Raw genomic sequence first — 16323 nt, forward strand, 5'->3', positions numbered from 1 at the left:
GCAGTTCCCGTGTCGGCCGAGAGTTCAGTGTACGGCAATCCGGAGCTCTCGCTGAGCGTGTCGGACAACACCTACCGGTCGAGTGAGTCCGCGACGCTGTCGATTGTCGCAAGTAACAACGGACGGCTCGAACAGGGTGGGCCAGCGCAGTACGAACAGGAGGTTCAGACCGCACAGAGCGTCCAGATGGAGGTTCTCGAAGACCAGATCGACGCGCCGATCGACGTGAAAACGGGGACCGTGACGGCGGGCGCAATCCCGGATTCGGGAACCGCTCGATTCGATTTCAACGTCGAAATCGGTGCCGCCGAGCCGGGGACCTACGAGATTCCCGTCGAAGTACAGTACAAGTACGTCCGGATGGTCACGTACGGCGACGTCGATGGCCCGGAATACGTGTGGCGGACGGTCACGAAAGAGAAGTCGGTGACGGTCGAGGTCGAAGACCGTCCGCAGTTCGAGGTCGTGAACGACGAGAATAACGCGGTGTTCGCCGGTGACACCGGCCGGCTCTCGTTCACGCTCGAAAACACGGGGACGCGAACCGCCACGTCGTCTTCGGTCCAGGTCACGACGCAGTCGCCGACGGTTTTCTTCGGAACGACGCAGAACCCGCAGTCGTCGACGAGCCTGTACGTTCCGTCGCTTCAGCCGGGTGAGCGGACGAACCTCTCTGTCCAAGTCGGTGCGGCGGCAGAAACCCAAGCCGGGTCGTACCCCATCGACCTCGCCGTGTCGTACGAGAACCAAAACGGTGTTACCGAGACCTCGGATACGCTGACGACCGGAGTCACGGTCAAACCCGAGCGGACGTTCGAGATCAGAGACATCGAAACGAAACGCTTCAGAGTCGACGAAGGCGAGGCGAAGATCGACGCACAGGTCGTGAACACGGGCAGTGGGTCCGTGAGCAACGTCGCCGTCCGTATCGGCAACACGGCGGTTGTGACGCCGACGAACGGCGAGTCCGCGATCGGTGACCTCGAACCGGGCGAGTCCCAACCGGTCTCCTTTACCGTCTCGATTCCGGCGAGCGCCGAGCCGGGGACGAACACGTTCCCGTTCATCGTCGAATACGAGAACCAAGACGGCGACGTGAGGACGTCCTCACCGATTCGCAAGTCGATATCGATCGGAGCGGAACAGGACCCGTTTTCGGTCGTGAACGTCAGCACGAGCGTCTCGCCGGGGACGACGAAGACAGTGGACGTCGAGGTCCAGTACAACGGTGAAGAGCCGGTCTCGGCGGCCAACGCCAAGCTCTTCGTGAGCGACCCGATTTCGACGTCCGACGACGGCGCGTATCTCGGCGAGATGCAACCGGGAGAAACGAAGACGGCGACGTTCACCGTCAGCGCCGCCTCGGGAGCGATCGTCAAAGCCTACGACGCCTCGGTCGAGGTCCGGTACGACGAGGCCGACGGCGACACGAAATACACTGACGGACTGCCGGTCGGCATCGCCCTGTCCCCGTCGAGCGGCGGACTCCCGATTCCGATGTCGGTCATCGGGGTCCTCGCACTACTCGGAATCGGCGCGATAGCCGTCGTCTACCGCCGCCGATGACGGATTATGGACGGAACAAGGAGTAACCATGGATAAGCTACGCGAGGTATTCAGGTCGGTCGGCCAGCAGGTCCAACAGCGACCAGTCGCGGTGCTCATCCTCGCAGTCCTGCTGATATTCAGTGCGTTCGGCGGTGCCGCACAGATCACGAGCGTCACTGGCGACGCCGCGTTCGTCGCGGACAACCCGACGTACAACGCCTTTTCGGAGTCGTTCGACCGGGGGAGCGTCGCCATCCTCGTGCGGGGAGATATCACGGAGCCGCGGACGATCCACGCGATAGACCGCGTCGACCGGGAGATGTCGACGAAGGCGAACGTCCATGCAGTAACGAGCCCGGCCGATCAGATCCGACAAGAGTACGGGCGAATCCCCGACTCGGAGGCGAAGATTCGGGACGTGATCGGGTCACCGGACTACACCGTGGTCCAGATCGTCTTCGATACGGGACTCACTCAGCAAGACGAGCGTCCCATCTACACGCAAGCCGTGGAGGCGACTGACTGGGCGCAGTTCCCCGCCGGAACGACGGTGACCGTTACCGGCAGTGCCGCGTTCTCTGCACAGCTCTCGACGCTCATTCAGCAGAGTACACAGCAGTTGCTCGGGCTCGCCATCGGGCTCATGGTCGTGGCGCTGTTCTTCCTGTTCCGCGGCGTCCGCCTCCGCCTCCTCCCGATCGTCGCCGTCTTCGTGGGCGTTATCTACACCTTCGGGGCGATCGGGTACGCGGGAGTCCCCAACTCGACGATGACCAGCGCGGTCTTCCCCATCTTGATCGGACTGGGCATCGACTACTCCGTCCAGTTCCACGAGCGGTACGAGGAGGAACTCGAAAGCCATCCGCCGCGTGAGGCGCTTCCGGAAGCGCTGAGCGGAATCGGCCCACCCGTCTTCGTCGCCATGCTCGCCGCCGCCTTAGGGTTCGGAGCGACGTGGGTCTCGACGTCGTCCCCGTCTATCATCTGGTTCGCGCAGACATCGATCTTCGGCGTGCTCCTCACGTTCGCCGCGGGGATCATCGTCCTCCTCCCGCTTCTCACCCTCTGGGTTCGCCGGAAGGACGACTCGACGGAGGAAACGCAAACGCCGGACGGAGGCGAAGATGACGCCCCGACGACGGCCACGGCCACGCAGTCCCAACACGACTCGGACCGGGTCGGCCTCGTTGGACAACTGCTCGGCCGTTCGGCCCGGCTACTCGCAAGTCACCCAGTGCTCGTCCTCGGCATCGCGCTGTTGATCGCCGTCGTGGGCTTCCAGGCCAGCGGGTCGCTCGACACGCTCGCGGATACGGAAGGGTTCATCCCGCAGGACCTCCCGGCGTATATCGACCTCCAACAGTTCCGCTCCGTTACCGGCGGCGGCTCGAGCACGAGTTACGACGTCCTCGTGACCGGCACGCACCTCAAACACCCGACGACGTTGCAGTGGATGCTCGACTTCCAGCACGTCGCGACACAGGCCCCGCTCGTCCAAGGCGTCGATTCGCCGGCGACGCTGATCATGCAGTACAACGGGGGGCAACTCCCGCGTACCGAAAGCGGCGTCAAGCGCGTGCTCGAAACCGTGCCGGAGGCACAGAGGCTACAGTACTACAACGACGGACGCGCACATATCACGGTCTACTCCGCACAGGACATGAGCACCCAGCAGGCACTGTCGTTCCTCCAGAACACGCGTGAGTCAATCGCGTACAGTAGCCCGCCCCCCGGCGTGACGGCGGAGGTCACGGGTACCGCCGCGATTTCGACGCCCTCCATCGTAGAGCAGATCAACTCACGAAACGTGACGACCGGACTGGGAGTCCTGTTCGTGTTTATCCTGCTCCTCCTGTACTATCGCGACCTGGTGAAGGCCGTCGCCCCGCTCATTCCGATGGTGTTCGTCATCGGCTGGCAGAACATCTACATGTATCTGCTGAACATCCCGGTCTCGCCGCTCGGCGCGAGTCTCGGCGCGATGACCGTCGGAATCGGCGCAGAGTACACCATCATCGTGATGGACCGGTATTACGAAGAGAAACAGCAGGCGGGCGTCAGTCGACTCGACGCCGTCCAGACGGCGGCCACGCGGGTCGGGAAGGCAATCAGCGTGTCGGGAATGACGACCGTGTTCGGCTTCTCGGCGCTGGTGTTGTCGCCGTTCCCAATTCTCAGCGGGTTCGGGTTCCTGACCGTCGGCGTCGTGTTCCTGACGCTCATCGCGTCGCTGGTGACCCTCCCCCCGACGCTCGTCCTCTTGGACTCGATCGCCGAGCGCGTGACCGCCATGCGCTCGTCGTGAGTGTGACTCCGCCCCGCTTTTCTTTCCGTCCCCCGCGCTAACGCGCGAGGGGGCCGCCGCTCTCGTCGATGACCGACCTCCGGAGGCGGAGGCAACGCACGGGATGGACAACGTCAGACCCACCGGGGGTCTGCGATACGCTCTCGGTCACGCCCCGAGAGACGCGCCCCACGAAACCGTCGAAATCAGGTTCCTGACCATCTCGACGAATGTGCCGATGAGTCCGTCCGACGAGGACTCCGAGGGGACGCTGGGTAACGGCGTGTTCGTTCGCACCGACCCGGCTGGGGTCGTTGTCGACGCGGTCGGTTCGTCGGCCGTTGCGTTCGGCGGTGCGACCTGAATCGTCTCGATGTGTTCCCTCCCGGTCGAATCGGTCGCGCGGACCCGGATACGTGTCGGATAGCCGTCCAGTTGGAGCGTTTCGTTGATGCGAACGTCGCTGGTCACGCCCCCACCGTAAATCTGCGCTAAATCGACGGTGTTGCCGGTCGGTCCGACCGTCTCGGCGTACACGCTGGTAACGCGGCCGTCGTACACGCGGCCTTCGACGTGGACGCGGTCATCGCTGACCCGAATCGTGTCCGGCCGGAGTTCGATAGTCGGGCGCACGAGTTGGGTAACGTTCACCTCGAGTTCGCGTGTCGTCGCGTTCTCGGTGCCGTCGTCCGCAACGATGGTAATGTTTCGACTGTCCCCCGCGAGTGGGATCGTCTTCGTGAACGTGTGTTCGATCGGCCGTGAACCGATTGGCTTCGGCTGAATCTCGTAGTTCAACCCCGAGCCGTCCGCCGACCCTCGACGAACGCCGACCGAACGGATGCCGACCGCGTCCGTCACCCGGATTGTCAGCCGAACCGCGGAGCGCGTTTTGATGAGGCTCTGGTTGAGTATCTCAATCGACGGCGGTGTCTCGTCCATAACGTAGAGGTCGACGTCGTAGTGGCGGCGGTGGCCGCGCGAATCGAGCACCGATACCCTGAGACTGTTTTGGCCAGCATCCACGCGCTCGTCGAACGGCCCCAGCCGAAGCGGTCTGGAAATCGACCCGTTCGGATCGTCGATCACGACGCGTTTTCGAAAGCCCCAGGGCGCCTCGACGCCCTGACCGTGATAGCGCAGTTCGATCGACACCTGCTCGACGTCCGAGTGGTCGTAGATCGTCCCGTCGAGGCTAATTCGAGACCGGTTTATCGTATAGTTGGTCTCGGGACGGTCGTAGATACTGGTGTTGCCCGTCCGGAACGGCGACGTGAACACTATCGCCGGGGCGATCGAATCTTCGATTACCGTTATCCGTCGGGTCGTAGTGCTCCCGTTTTGCTTTACGAGGACCTCCAGCGCGTGCTCACCAGCGGTCATCTCGAGCGTTGCCGTTTCCTGAACCGCGGTGCTGTTCGGGGTATAGACCCGCCTGCTGTCACCATCCACGCGGACGACGAGCAACTCGATCACTGCCGACCCGTTCGCTCGAACCGTGAGTTCGGGGTTGTCGCCCGTCGTGACCGTGTCACCGTCGGCAACAGTCCGGTTTTCGAGTACCAGCGTCAGGTTCGGCTCTGAGCGCTCGGTCGAGTTGTTCCGTTCGACCTGCTGGTGTGTGTCCGGGACGCCGATAGCCCCGTCTCCGGTCGTCGTTGATGGCTCCGCCGCGGCGCTTATCCCTGCAGTAAAAGAGAGTATCAGCAGAACTGCGGCCACCCAACCCACGTGCTTGGAGTCCATGTTCGAATACACTAGCCAGTGGGCGTTTCGAAGATAAATCTACAGACCCAGCTATCATCGTTGAAATTCAGAGGGGACCAACAAGGTGGCTCCAAGGATACGGGCCAATACGGTCCCGAGATCGGGAGCCACCAACCCAAGATGGAGTGTTACTGGCTTGTCGTTACGAGTAAGCAAATCGGTGTACGATTACCCGCGTTACGGCCGTCAAACAGCCGGCCAATGACACGCCTAGTTGGATCGATCCGATGACTGCCCATACAGAGGCTGGCCCGACGCCAACCTTTGTTTTTCTCAGAGCTATCGATACTAATCTATTTCGGTCCCAACCGCGTCCCACGCAGTCTCCGCTTCGTTGCGATACGACTCGGTCCCGGCGGAGCCGACCAGCCCCGCCGTTCCAGAATCGACACCGTTCGTACCTCTGTGGCGCATCCACCCGGCGAACGGCCGAGACCAAGGGAGACAAGTACCCAAACCGCTACCTCTCTCCGAGAGGAACTCTACCCATGGATAACAGCGAAGCGATCGATGCGCTCATCGAGCTCGGTCTGTCTACGTATGAAGCTCGGGTGTTTACTGCGCTTATCGAACTCGGAGAGGGGACGGCGCGCGAAGTTGCGAAGACGTCTGACGTCCCCCGACCGCAGGTGTATACGACGGCCAAAGAACTGCAGTCACGAGGCTTCATTAGCGTCCAACAGGCGAATCCACAGGTGTTCCAGCCGATATCGCTGTCCGAAGTCGAGTCGCAACTCAGTCGCGAATTCGCATCCAAGCGCGACACGGCGTTCGACCGGCTCAAGACGCTCGAACGGCAGACCGCTCCGGCGGCCGAACAGAGCGAAGACGTGTGGACGATTACGGGCACGCCGGCGATTATCGGCCGGGCCAGTCAACTCATCGACGAAGCCGAAGCGCGTGTGATCTACGGTGCTGAGAACCTCGCGCAACCGGATGCCGAACTCCAGCGGACAATCCGCTCGTGCTGTTCGCGCGACGTCTCAGTACATCTGCTTCGGGATAGCGGCCAAGAGATTTCGGACCAGTGGCAGGAGATCGACTGTGTGTCCACCGTGTCGATCCCACCGCAACAGTCCAAAGGCGACCACGCAGTGCGACTGTTACTCGTTGACTCGGATAGCTTCCTACTGAGTGTTCGTAGCAACCGGTCAGCACCCGAAATCGCGATTTGGAGCGCAAACACGACGTTTGCCGAGGCGTTCTCACAACTCCTCACGAGCAGTCTCCCCGTTGCCGAGTGAGATAGCACTCCCGTCTATCCTACCGACTCGCTTACGCCCGACAGCGTTCGCTGTTTCGGGACGTCCTGAGCACTCTCCGAGGTTCTGACTGCGACCCAGAAGTTCGCGAGAACCGGTTCCATTGTTCACGACGCTCCTCCCAGACGGGTGCGACAAACACACCAGCTAACCGTTCAGAGTCTGCTTTGAGGCTACGGTCTCCACTTCGGCGCTGTCGGTGGCGACTCCCGCTCGTCAGAAGCGTCTCTTCGGGTTGGTAGGGTAAAATAAAAAGACCGGAACGAATCCGGTTGGTTACTCGTCTGCTGTCGTCACATCCTCGTCGGAGTGACGAGGAGTGGTGGCGGCGTTAGTTCTCGCGGCGGAGTGCGAGAAGGGCCGCGCCGACGAGTGCGACGAGAGCGACTGCGATACCGAAGCCGGGCGTGTTGGAGGACGTGGTGGTCTCCTCAGTCGGCTCTTCGGTGGTCTCAGTCGGCTCGGCGGTCGTCGTTTCAGTGGGTTCTTCCGTGGTCGTCGTCGTTTCCGTTTCGCCCGAGGACGTCGTCGTGGTGTCCTCACGCTCGGAGACGACTTCGACGTTCACGGTGTCCGTGTTGTCGCCGTCGTCGGCTTCCACGGTGAACGTACCCGTCTCGAAGTCGGTGGTGTCAATTTCGACCATCCACATGCCGTCGTTGCCCCACTCGTCAGTGTCTTCGAGTGCGACGGACGTGCCGTCTTCACTCGTCACTTCGATGCTGATGGTGTTGTCGTCCGGCTTGAGGTTCGTCGAGCCAGCGATGACCATCGTTTCACCGGTTGCAACCGGGTTGATGCCAGACGCTTCAGCGGCGTCGGGGTAGATCGAGTCGATGGACGTCGAGGACTCGGCCAGACGGAACGTCTCGGTGACGATCAGGTCGTCGCTCGCCGTCTCGTCAACCGTTTCGGAGGCGATGAGCTCGTTGACCTGCTCACCGTTGTTGCTACCTGCGTCAAGATCGTCAAGGTAGGTCATCAGTTCGGAGAGGTCGCCACTGCTGCTAGCCGGCGGGAGCGAACCGTCACCGACGTTACCGTCACGACCGACCGAGAGGATGTGGGCGGTGATCCGGCCCTGCGTGAGGCCGACGGTGATGTCGTCCTCCTCGTAGGTACCGTCACTGTCAACGCTCACTTCCTGGTAGTTGACGTTACCGCGCTCGTCGACGAAGATGACGAGGACGGAGTTGGCACCGGAGGCGGTACCGTTAACGTCAACCGTACCGGAGGCGACAGGAGCGACCTGACCGTTGATCGTGGTGAACTGACCCGTGAGGGCCTGGTCGGTCACACGGAGCGAGTTACTGCTACTCACACCGCTGGTGAATTCGGACGTCGTAAGCGAGTCGTCGACGGAACCGTCGCCGCCAACGTCAGCGTCCGACGCGTCGATGACACCGATGCGGTAGGTACCCGTCAGCGACAGGATACTGCTACCGTCGCCGCCGAGGCCCGAGAGCGCAACGTCTTCCTCTTCGAACGTGTCGTCGGAGTCAACGTTAATTTCGTTGTTGCCACCGATTTCGAGGAGCTGCCAGTCGCCATCGTCGCGGACGTAGATTGCGACGCTGTCGGAGCTGGTAGCCGTACCGTTAATGTCGACTTCCGAGCCAACGACGTACTGACCGGTCGGGCTCGAAAGGGATGCACCGCCTTCTTCGACGGTGAGCGTAATGTCGTTCGTCGCGTCCTGATCGACTGCTGCAGTCGCGCTCACACCAGCGTCGTAGACTTCGATGTCGACGTCGCTGTCGTCGAGGTACTGCGTTTCAACGCCGCCAACTGCACTGGCGCCGTCGATTTCGACGACTGCGTACGCGATGTCAGCAGTCTCAACGGTCGGGCCCGTGGCGGAGCCGCTCGCGTTCGTAGCGCTGCTGTTCGCGATGCCGACTTCCGAGGTGTCGCCGATGTTACGGAAGACCGCCTTGGCCTGTTCCGTCGTGGCGTCGTTCCGGAGGTCGGAGAGGTCGATAGCGACAACGTGCTCGTTGCCGTCGATGCCGTTCGTGACGGTGTACTGAACGTCAGTACCCTGCGTCACGGATTCGCTGTCGAGTTCGAGGCCGACCTCGTCCTGCGACGAGATCGTGAGGGTCATCGTCTCAGAAGCGTCACCGAAGTCAAGGTCTTCAGCGCCTTCGAGGATGATCGTGTACTCGCCAGCGTCCTGACCGGACATGTCGATCTGGGCACCGTTCTGCGAGTCAACCGTGCTGTCGTTGATGATGTCGCTGGAGCTGGTCAGGACCTCGTTGGTGATGTCCGTTCCGCTCGGATCTTCGACGGTCACCGTGACCTTCTCGGCGGACTCGTAGTTGTAGTTCGCGTTGACGTAGAGTTCGTCAGCGTCGTCCGAGCTGATGGCGGAGCCGGTGACGTCGCCACCGGAGGCCGTCACGATTTCGCTGTCGGTGATGCGCGGCGCCAGCAGCGTGACGTTGGCCGAACCACTGTTGCCGTCAGCGGAGTACGTACCAAGCGGCTGGTTCTCCGAACTCTGCGGGATGGGCGAGGTAAGGTCAAGGGGGATACCTTCCGCGTTGCCCGAGACACCCGTCAGAAGCGGCTCCGAAGCACCGAGGCCGGCGTCCGTGTCAATTTCCTCACCGAGGAAGACGCGGTCGCCGGATGCAATTGTCTTGTTGAACGTTTCGTTGTCAGCGTCGAGATTTCCACGCTCCGCGGCGGCACTTCCCGTGAACGCGATGGCTCCCGCAAAGACGGAAGTTACCATCAGCGTGGCGAGAAGTATCGCACGCGTTTGATCTTTGAGCTTTGTCATAGTGTACTTGTAGCGCCAGTATTTTCCGCGCAGTTCGCTATAACGCGGATCCCTACTAGCGGGGGATGGGCAGGGGTACGGTAGAACGATATAAGCGGCCTTGGTAAATGCTTTCTGTTTCTATTGCATGTTTGGTCGCTGTCCCCGTTTTCGTCTTCCACTTGGCGTCCGGACGCGGGCCCGCCCGCACGCAACAATACAGTCAGAGTCAGCGGACGGTTCCGGCCAACACTCTCGGAGCAGACGACCGAGAACCCGACCGCCACCGAGCATCGAACTAATCCGACCACCGACAACGACACGACAAGAGCGGTCGTGACGACGACGGCAGCCTCACCCTCGACAGGTCCACGAGACGCAAGAAAAGAGACCACGACCGCCGAGACGAGTCAGACCGAGAATCCACGGACAGACCACAGCTTCAGTCGCGAGCCGACGGCAGTACCGCGTGGAAGAGCGTCACCCGCGAGTGGTCACGTTCGACTCGATTTCGATTTCTTCCGGTCCCGCGACGACCGTGTCGTTGTAGCTAATCGAGACGTTCGCAGAGCCGGTTCCTGGCGGAGCGAAGCTACAAGTGACGACGCCGTTCTTGCCGACCGTCGTCAGGCACCGCGAGAAATACGTGGTTCCTTCCTGCGACATCGTGAGATCGATATCCATCTTGGTCTGTGGGGCGAGGTTGGTCCGTGCCGAGACGTTAAGCTTCGTGTCGGACATGGTGGCCGAGAGGTCATCTACCGACGGTTCGGCGACCGTGAACGCTTCAGTCAGTACGACTTGCTCGCCGTCGGCGTGGATATCGCTGTCGATTGCGACCGTCACGTTGTACGTCCCGGTTTCCAAGCGGGCGGAGTCAGCGACGACGTTGAGGCTGTCGGTCTCCGCATCGTATGCGACATCGAACACCGTCTGTGGGGAGATGAGATCCATCTCGGAGCTCTCAACCCGGAGGTCGACACCGGGACCCACGTTACCGAGACCATTCGGTGCGTATTCGAGACTACTGTGGATGGTCTCGCCTCCGAACGATACCGAAGCATCGCTTACGCCTTCCGTACGGGGGTTGACGACGTGGTATTCGAACAGCAGTGTCTCGTTGTCCGCGACTGTTATCGGTTCGTCGAACGCGACTGTCAGCCCGCCAGTAGACGTGACCTGATACCGATTGACGGCGGTTCTGAGCGACCGGTCGATCTCACCGTCGGCATCCGTATCAATCCCAATGTGGTCGACCAGCTGTGAGCTGTGCAGCGAGGGAGACGGACCCCCGCGGTAGGTAATCCGAAGCGTTTGGCCCGTACGAGCGTCACTCTCTGGCGACCACTGTACAACGTGTGTCGTGTGCGCGCCCGTGGACGCGTTACGCGCGAACACCGACCGCGTGCCGGGAGCGGGGCGTTGAACGGAGCTTTCGAGCCCACTCACACGGTACTGCACGACCGCGTCGTCGCCGACGGCAACGACGGGGGACCCACCCTCGCGTGATCTATCGGTACAGTCGATGGTATCGGGTTGCTGAGTGGCCGGTACCGAACACACCGCGCTCCCCCGGACCGATGGGGGCTCAATCCAGAGACGGTCCGCAATCCGGGTCTGGCCGGCGGAGGCGATGACGTTGTACCGTCCGGTCGGGAGCGTCTCCGGGGCGGTCGCGCTCGGCCGAGTGAGGACCGAGACAGTGTCGTTTGCGTCCGCCGCGCGGAAGGCGGCGTCGGGGTCGTTTGCGTTTCGCGTGTCGAACACCACGGTGACAGCGCCGTCGCCGGAGCCGTCGGTCGCCGAGACGGTCGCCGAGAAGTCACCTTCCGCAGATGCGATCTGGAGTCTGGCTTCGTCGGTGTTGTTGAGGACGAGCGTGCGCTTTACGAAGTCGCCTTGCTGTTCGATCCGTTGGGCGTCCGCGAACCGCACCGACTCGTCTGTCGATTCCGACGCAGACACCGCGATTGCACCGCCGGGAATCGCCGTGAGGCCGAGAATCAACAAGAAAATAACAGATAATGTTCGTATCGAGCGGGTCCGTGGACACATACCCCTGACTATCTGGTCCGGCAGTAAGTACTTTCTGTCACAGTCACCATCCTCAAACGCCTGCAGGCGGCCCACAGGTCAGTTGAGAGTCCAGTTTTTCGTTTGGGTTCTGTCATCGGTCAGTACGGGTCCCCGATAACCGCCCGTTTGACGTGATTGACCCCGTCAAACGAGGGGTTTCTTGTTGATTCACCGACCGGTGTCCACAAAAGATATTAGTTGTGTGTCGCTACTGTTAGTAGAGATGTATACACAGGTTTTACTCCGAGCGTCTTGTCAAATCACTTCCCTCCATCACACGTCTGAAACGTACTGATGTACAGGGACACAGTTCGTTCTACGCTACTTGCGCTCTGTCTCGTTTCCGTGCTAACTACTTCGATGGTCACCCCCGTCGTCGCCCAGACCGCGAGTTCGGGGCAGGTGTACGGGTCGCCCGATATCGACGTGTTCACCTCGACGAGCGAGTTCGAGCCCGGAACGCAGTCGGAGCTCAGGCTCACACTCCGAAACAACGGCCAGATCGACCAATCGGGCCCGGAGCGCTACGAGAGCCGCGTGACGACCGCCCGCGGCGTCACGGTCGAAGCGATGTCTGGAAGCGCGCCAATCGACATTAACACCGGCACTATCGGGGCCGGAAACGTCGCGACGGGCACTGTCGACCTTGCGCCGATCGATATCACGGTCTCCGAGAATGCGACCCCCGGAACGTATCGGATTCCGATCGAGGTGTCGTACACGTACACCCGACTCGTCGATTACGACCCGTCGGGTGCCGAGTACACGGACAACACGCGAACGAGAACCCACTACGTGACGGTTCGCGTCCGCGATCAGCCACGGTTCGAAGTCGTCGAGACGTCGTCGACCGCGCAGGTCGGGAACACTGGCGACCTCTCCGTGACGATCGAAAACACCGGCACCCGCGCCGCGACCGAAGCGAGCGTCACGGCGACCTCGCGGAGCGACGAACTCGTGTTCGGGACGGCCTCGGCGAGTTCGACCGCGCAGGTCGGCCGCTGGGCCGTCGGCGAGCGTCGGACGGTCAATTACACCGTTTCGCTCGCCGAAGACGCAACGGTTCGCGGCTACACCGTTAATCTCGACGTCGACTACACCGATACGGACGGCATCGCTCGAACGTCGCGAACGATGAACATCGGCGTCACCCCCGCTGAAGAACAGAGCTTCGCCCTCGAAAACGTCTCTACGAACCTCCGTGTCGGCGCGGACGGAACGGTCTCGGGGACGGTCGTCAACAACGGGCCGAAACGCGTCGACGACCCCGTGCTCCGGCTCAGGTCGAGCAACCCGAACATCAACGTCGAGACGTCCGAATACGCGCTCCCGGACCTCGAACCGGGCGACAGTGCCACGTTCGAGTACGAGGTCGGCGTTAGCGACGCCGCGAGCGCGAACGTCCAACAGCTCAACCTCACGGTGGAGTACCGCAACAGCCGTGGGAACATCCGAGTCAGCGACGGGCTCACGACCAACGCCGAAATCGCGCCGCACCGGGACCGCTTCGTCGTCGAGGTGGTCAACGACACGATCGAAGCAGGCAGTGACACCGCACTCCGCGTGCGGGTCACCAACAACGGTGAGGAGCCACTCAGAAACATCGAAGCGAAGGCGTTCGTCCGCGACCCCCTCAGTAGTGACAACGACGAGGGCATCATCGGCGAACTCCAGCCGGGCGAATCCGAAGAGTTCACCATTGCGCTGAGCGCCGGGGCCGGCGCGTTGCCGAAGCGCTATCCGGTCTCCTTCGACTTCCAGTACGAGATGCCGGACGGAGACACGGAAGTGTCGCAAACGTACACCGTGCCCATCGAAGTAATCGAGTCACAGGGCGGCGGCCTCCCGATCGGGCTGATCGTCGGCGCGGTCGTCGTTATCGGCGTGCTCGGTGTGTTCGGCTGGCGGCGCTTCAACACGGACGAGTAACTAATGGACTTCCAGATCGATTACCAGCACTACATCGACGTTGTCGACGGTTGGATAGTCGACCAGCCGAAGACAGTACTCCTCGCGTTCCTACTGCTTTCGGCGGGGTTTTCCGCCGGGCTCGGACAGTCTGGAACCTCGTCTGGAACCAGTCAGTTTACTGAAGACGTCCCCGCGTATCAGGCGTTCGAAGAGGTCAACGACAACTTCGAGCGGGTGACGTTCGAAGAAGACACCGGCACGACACAGCTCATCCAATCGGGGACGAACGTCCTGTCGAAGCCCGAGCTACTTCGGATGCTCAGGGCGCAACAGCGGTTGCAAGCGAATCCCGAGCTGTCGGTCGTACAGACGACGAGCGTCGCCCGGGCCGTCGCCAGAGTCATAGACCCATCGGCCACGACGCTCGCTGAAGAGATCGACGCCGTCGAACAGGCGACGCCGACGGAGATCGACCGCGCAGTCCAAGTCGCCGTCGAACAGAACCCCGCGATTCGGGCGAGTCTGAGCGAGGACTTCAACGTACGTTCCGCGTCCGCGTCCGCGACGATCGGTATCGTCACTCACTCGCTTAGCGGAGAAGTGTCCGACTCGGCGGGGACGGGCGGTGACAGCCCGCTGACGGAGATCCAACGTCACGCCGAGTTCATCGTCGGCTCCGTCGGCGGGGATATCCGGGTCTTCGGGAGCGGAATCCTCTCCGAAGAGTTCAACTCAGTGATCGGCGACTCCCTCGCGCTCGTCGTTCCCGCGGCGGTCGTTCTGATTCTGTTCTTCTTGGTGTTCGCCTACCGCGACCCGATCGACCTCCTGATCGGGGTCGTCTCCCTCGCGATGGCCGTCCTCTGGACGTTCGGGTTTATGGGCCTCGCGGGAATCGCGTTCTCGCAGATGCTGATCGCGGTGCCGCCGCTCCTCCTCGCGGTCGGTATCGACTTCGGTATCCACGCCATCAACCGCTACCGCGAAGAGCGGACCGAGGGCTTCGGCATCCACGAGTCGATGCGGACGGCGACTGACCAGCTTCTCGTCGCGTTCACTATCGTGACGGGAACGACCGTAATCGGCTTCGCGGCCAACGCGTCGAGCGACCTCGGGCCGATTCGGGACTTCGGTATCGTCGCGGCCGTCGGCATCGTGTTCACCTTCCTCATCTTCGGCATCTTCCTGCCGGCGGCGAAGGTGTATCTGGACAGCCTCCGAGAGCGGGTTGGCTTCCCCGAATTCGGGTCCGAGCCACTCGGTGCAGAAGACACGGTCCTCGGGAAGGTCCTCCCCGTCGGGATTCACATCGCTCGTATCGCCCCGAAGGCGTTCCTCGTCATGCTGGTCGTGAGTACCGCGTGGATGGGGTACTACGGGTCGGGCGTCGATAGTCGCTTCACGCAGGATTCGTTCCTCCCGCCGGAGGACAACCCGGAGTATCTCGAACTGTTCCCCCAACAACTGCAACCGCGTGACTACACGGTGACGGAGACCACGAACTTCCTGGAGGACAACTTCCAGACGGGTGAAGAAGATGTCACGACGGTGTACGTGGAGGGCTCGCTCACGGACGGTGGTACCTTAGAGTCCATCTGGCGGGCCGGGAACAGCCCCCCCGACAGCTTCGTCGTCGACGACGGCCACGCGCGGGAGACGAGTATCATCACCGTCATCCAGAGCTACGCGGAGCGGGACCCCGAGTTCGCGGCGCTCGTCGCTCGGAACGACCGCGACGCGGACGGCATCCCCGACGACAACCTCAAGCAGATCTACGACGCGCTCCTCGACTCGCCTGCGCGCGGTCAGGCGCTCAACTACATCACCGACGATTACACCTCCGCGCGCGTCGAGTACGCGGTCGAGTCCGACGCCAGTCAGGCCGACGTGACCGAAGACACGCGCGCGGTCGCGGACCGCTACCGCGTCGAGGCGACGGCCACCGGCAACGTCGTCATTCTGAAGGCCGTCTCGGACGTCATCGCGCAGTCGGCGTTCATCAGCCTCGTGCTCGCGCTCGGCGGCTCCGCGGTCTTCCTCATCATCATCTATGCCCTGCTCGAAGGCCGGCCCTCGCTCGGCGTCGTGAATCTGGTCCCGATCGTCGTGACTGTCGCCGCTATCGCCGCGACGATGCGGTATCTCGACATCCCGTTCAACGTGATGACCGGGACGATCCTGTCTATCGGTATCGGCCTCGGAATCGACTACTCGGCGCACCTCGTCCACCGGTTCGCCGAGGAGTACGACGAGGGCACGGACGTCTTCGTCGCGCTGACCGACTCGGTGCGCGGGACCGGTGGCGCGCTGACCGGCAGTATGCTGACGACGGTGACTGGAATCGGCGTTCTCGTCATCGCGATTACGCCGATTCTCGGCCAGTTCGGACTCCTGACCGGGCTCTCGATTCTGTACTCGTACGTGGCCTCGCTCGTCGTCTTGCCGCCGGCGCTCGTCGTCTGGGCGCGCCTCGTCCACGGCGAGAACGCGGAGACGACCGAGCCGGCGAGCGGCCCGGACGGCGCGGGCGGTTCGGTGTGAGTCTGCCGGCCATCCCTCGGTGAAACGCGGGGCGGGGGTTCACCCCGCACGGTCGAGACGCGCGGCCACGGCGGGCAAAACGCCGGCCGGGACGCACCGACTCCCCCCAACAACGCCCGTGCGCTCAGCCGCGGGATATCGGGATTTTTTTCGCCCGGTGAGTA

General features: G+C 62.3%; 8 protein-coding genes. 5 read left to right on the top strand and 3 right to left on the bottom strand.

Going from position 1 to position 16323, the window contains the following annotated elements; all coding sequences use genetic code 11:
* Positions 1–9 precede the first annotated feature (9 nt).
* Together IEV64_RS03905 and IEV64_RS03910 are read left to right on the top strand one after the other, a co-directional pair.
* The gene (locus IEV64_RS03905; protein ID WP_188423193.1) at positions 10–1566 is read left to right on the top strand and encodes a COG1361 S-layer family protein; all 1557 of its coding nucleotides are present in this window, start codon (positions 10–12) and stop codon (positions 1564–1566) included.
* A gap of 28 nt (positions 1567–1594) precedes the next feature.
* Positions 1595–3853: an efflux RND transporter permease subunit gene (locus tag IEV64_RS03910; protein WP_188423194.1), complete on the top strand. Its 2259-nt coding sequence runs from the start codon at positions 1595–1597 to the stop codon at positions 3851–3853.
* Positions 3854–4000: 147 nt separating this feature from the next.
* Here IEV64_RS03910 and IEV64_RS03915 read toward each other — a convergent pair whose 3' ends face one another.
* On the bottom strand, positions 4001–5578 hold the full coding sequence (locus tag IEV64_RS03915) for a hypothetical protein (RefSeq protein ID WP_188423195.1): 1578 nt from the start codon (positions 5576–5578) through the stop codon (positions 4001–4003).
* Positions 5579–6087: 509 nt separating this feature from the next.
* Here IEV64_RS03915 and IEV64_RS03920 point away from each other — a divergent pair.
* The gene (locus IEV64_RS03920) at positions 6088–6843 is read left to right on the top strand and encodes a TrmB family transcriptional regulator (RefSeq protein WP_188423196.1); all 756 of its coding nucleotides are present in this window, start codon (positions 6088–6090) and stop codon (positions 6841–6843) included.
* Positions 6844–7192: 349 nt separating this feature from the next.
* On the opposite strand, the gene csg is transcribed toward IEV64_RS03920, so the two are convergent.
* Both csg and IEV64_RS03930 read right to left on the bottom strand, forming a co-directional pair.
* On the bottom strand, positions 7193–9652 hold the full coding sequence (csg, locus tag IEV64_RS03925) for an HVO_2072 family ArtA-dependent S-layer glycoprotein (RefSeq protein WP_188423197.1): 2460 nt from the start codon (positions 9650–9652) through the stop codon (positions 7193–7195).
* 459 nt (positions 9653–10111) lie between these two features.
* Positions 10112–11641 carry a DUF7827 domain-containing protein gene (locus tag IEV64_RS03930; RefSeq protein WP_188423266.1) on the bottom strand — a complete coding sequence of 510 codons (1530 nt, stop codon included), beginning with the start codon at positions 11639–11641 and terminating at the stop codon, positions 10112–10114.
* A 426-nt stretch (positions 11642–12067) separates the two neighbouring features.
* Here IEV64_RS03930 and IEV64_RS03935 point away from each other — a divergent pair, with 426 nt between their 5' ends.
* Both IEV64_RS03935 and IEV64_RS03940 read left to right on the top strand, forming a co-directional pair.
* Positions 12068–13636, top strand: coding sequence for a COG1361 S-layer family protein (locus IEV64_RS03935; protein ID WP_188423198.1), 1569 nt, complete (start codon positions 12068–12070; stop codon positions 13634–13636).
* Between the two features lie 3 nt (positions 13637–13639).
* Positions 13640–16159, top strand: coding sequence for an efflux RND transporter permease subunit (locus tag IEV64_RS03940; RefSeq protein WP_188423199.1), 2520 nt, complete (start codon positions 13640–13642; stop codon positions 16157–16159).
* The last annotated feature ends 164 nt before the right edge of the window (positions 16160–16323 follow it).

It is taken from the genome of Haloferax sulfurifontis (assembly GCF_014635105.1).
GTDB lineage: Archaea > Halobacteriota > Halobacteria > Halobacteriales > Haloferacaceae > Haloferax > Haloferax denitrificans.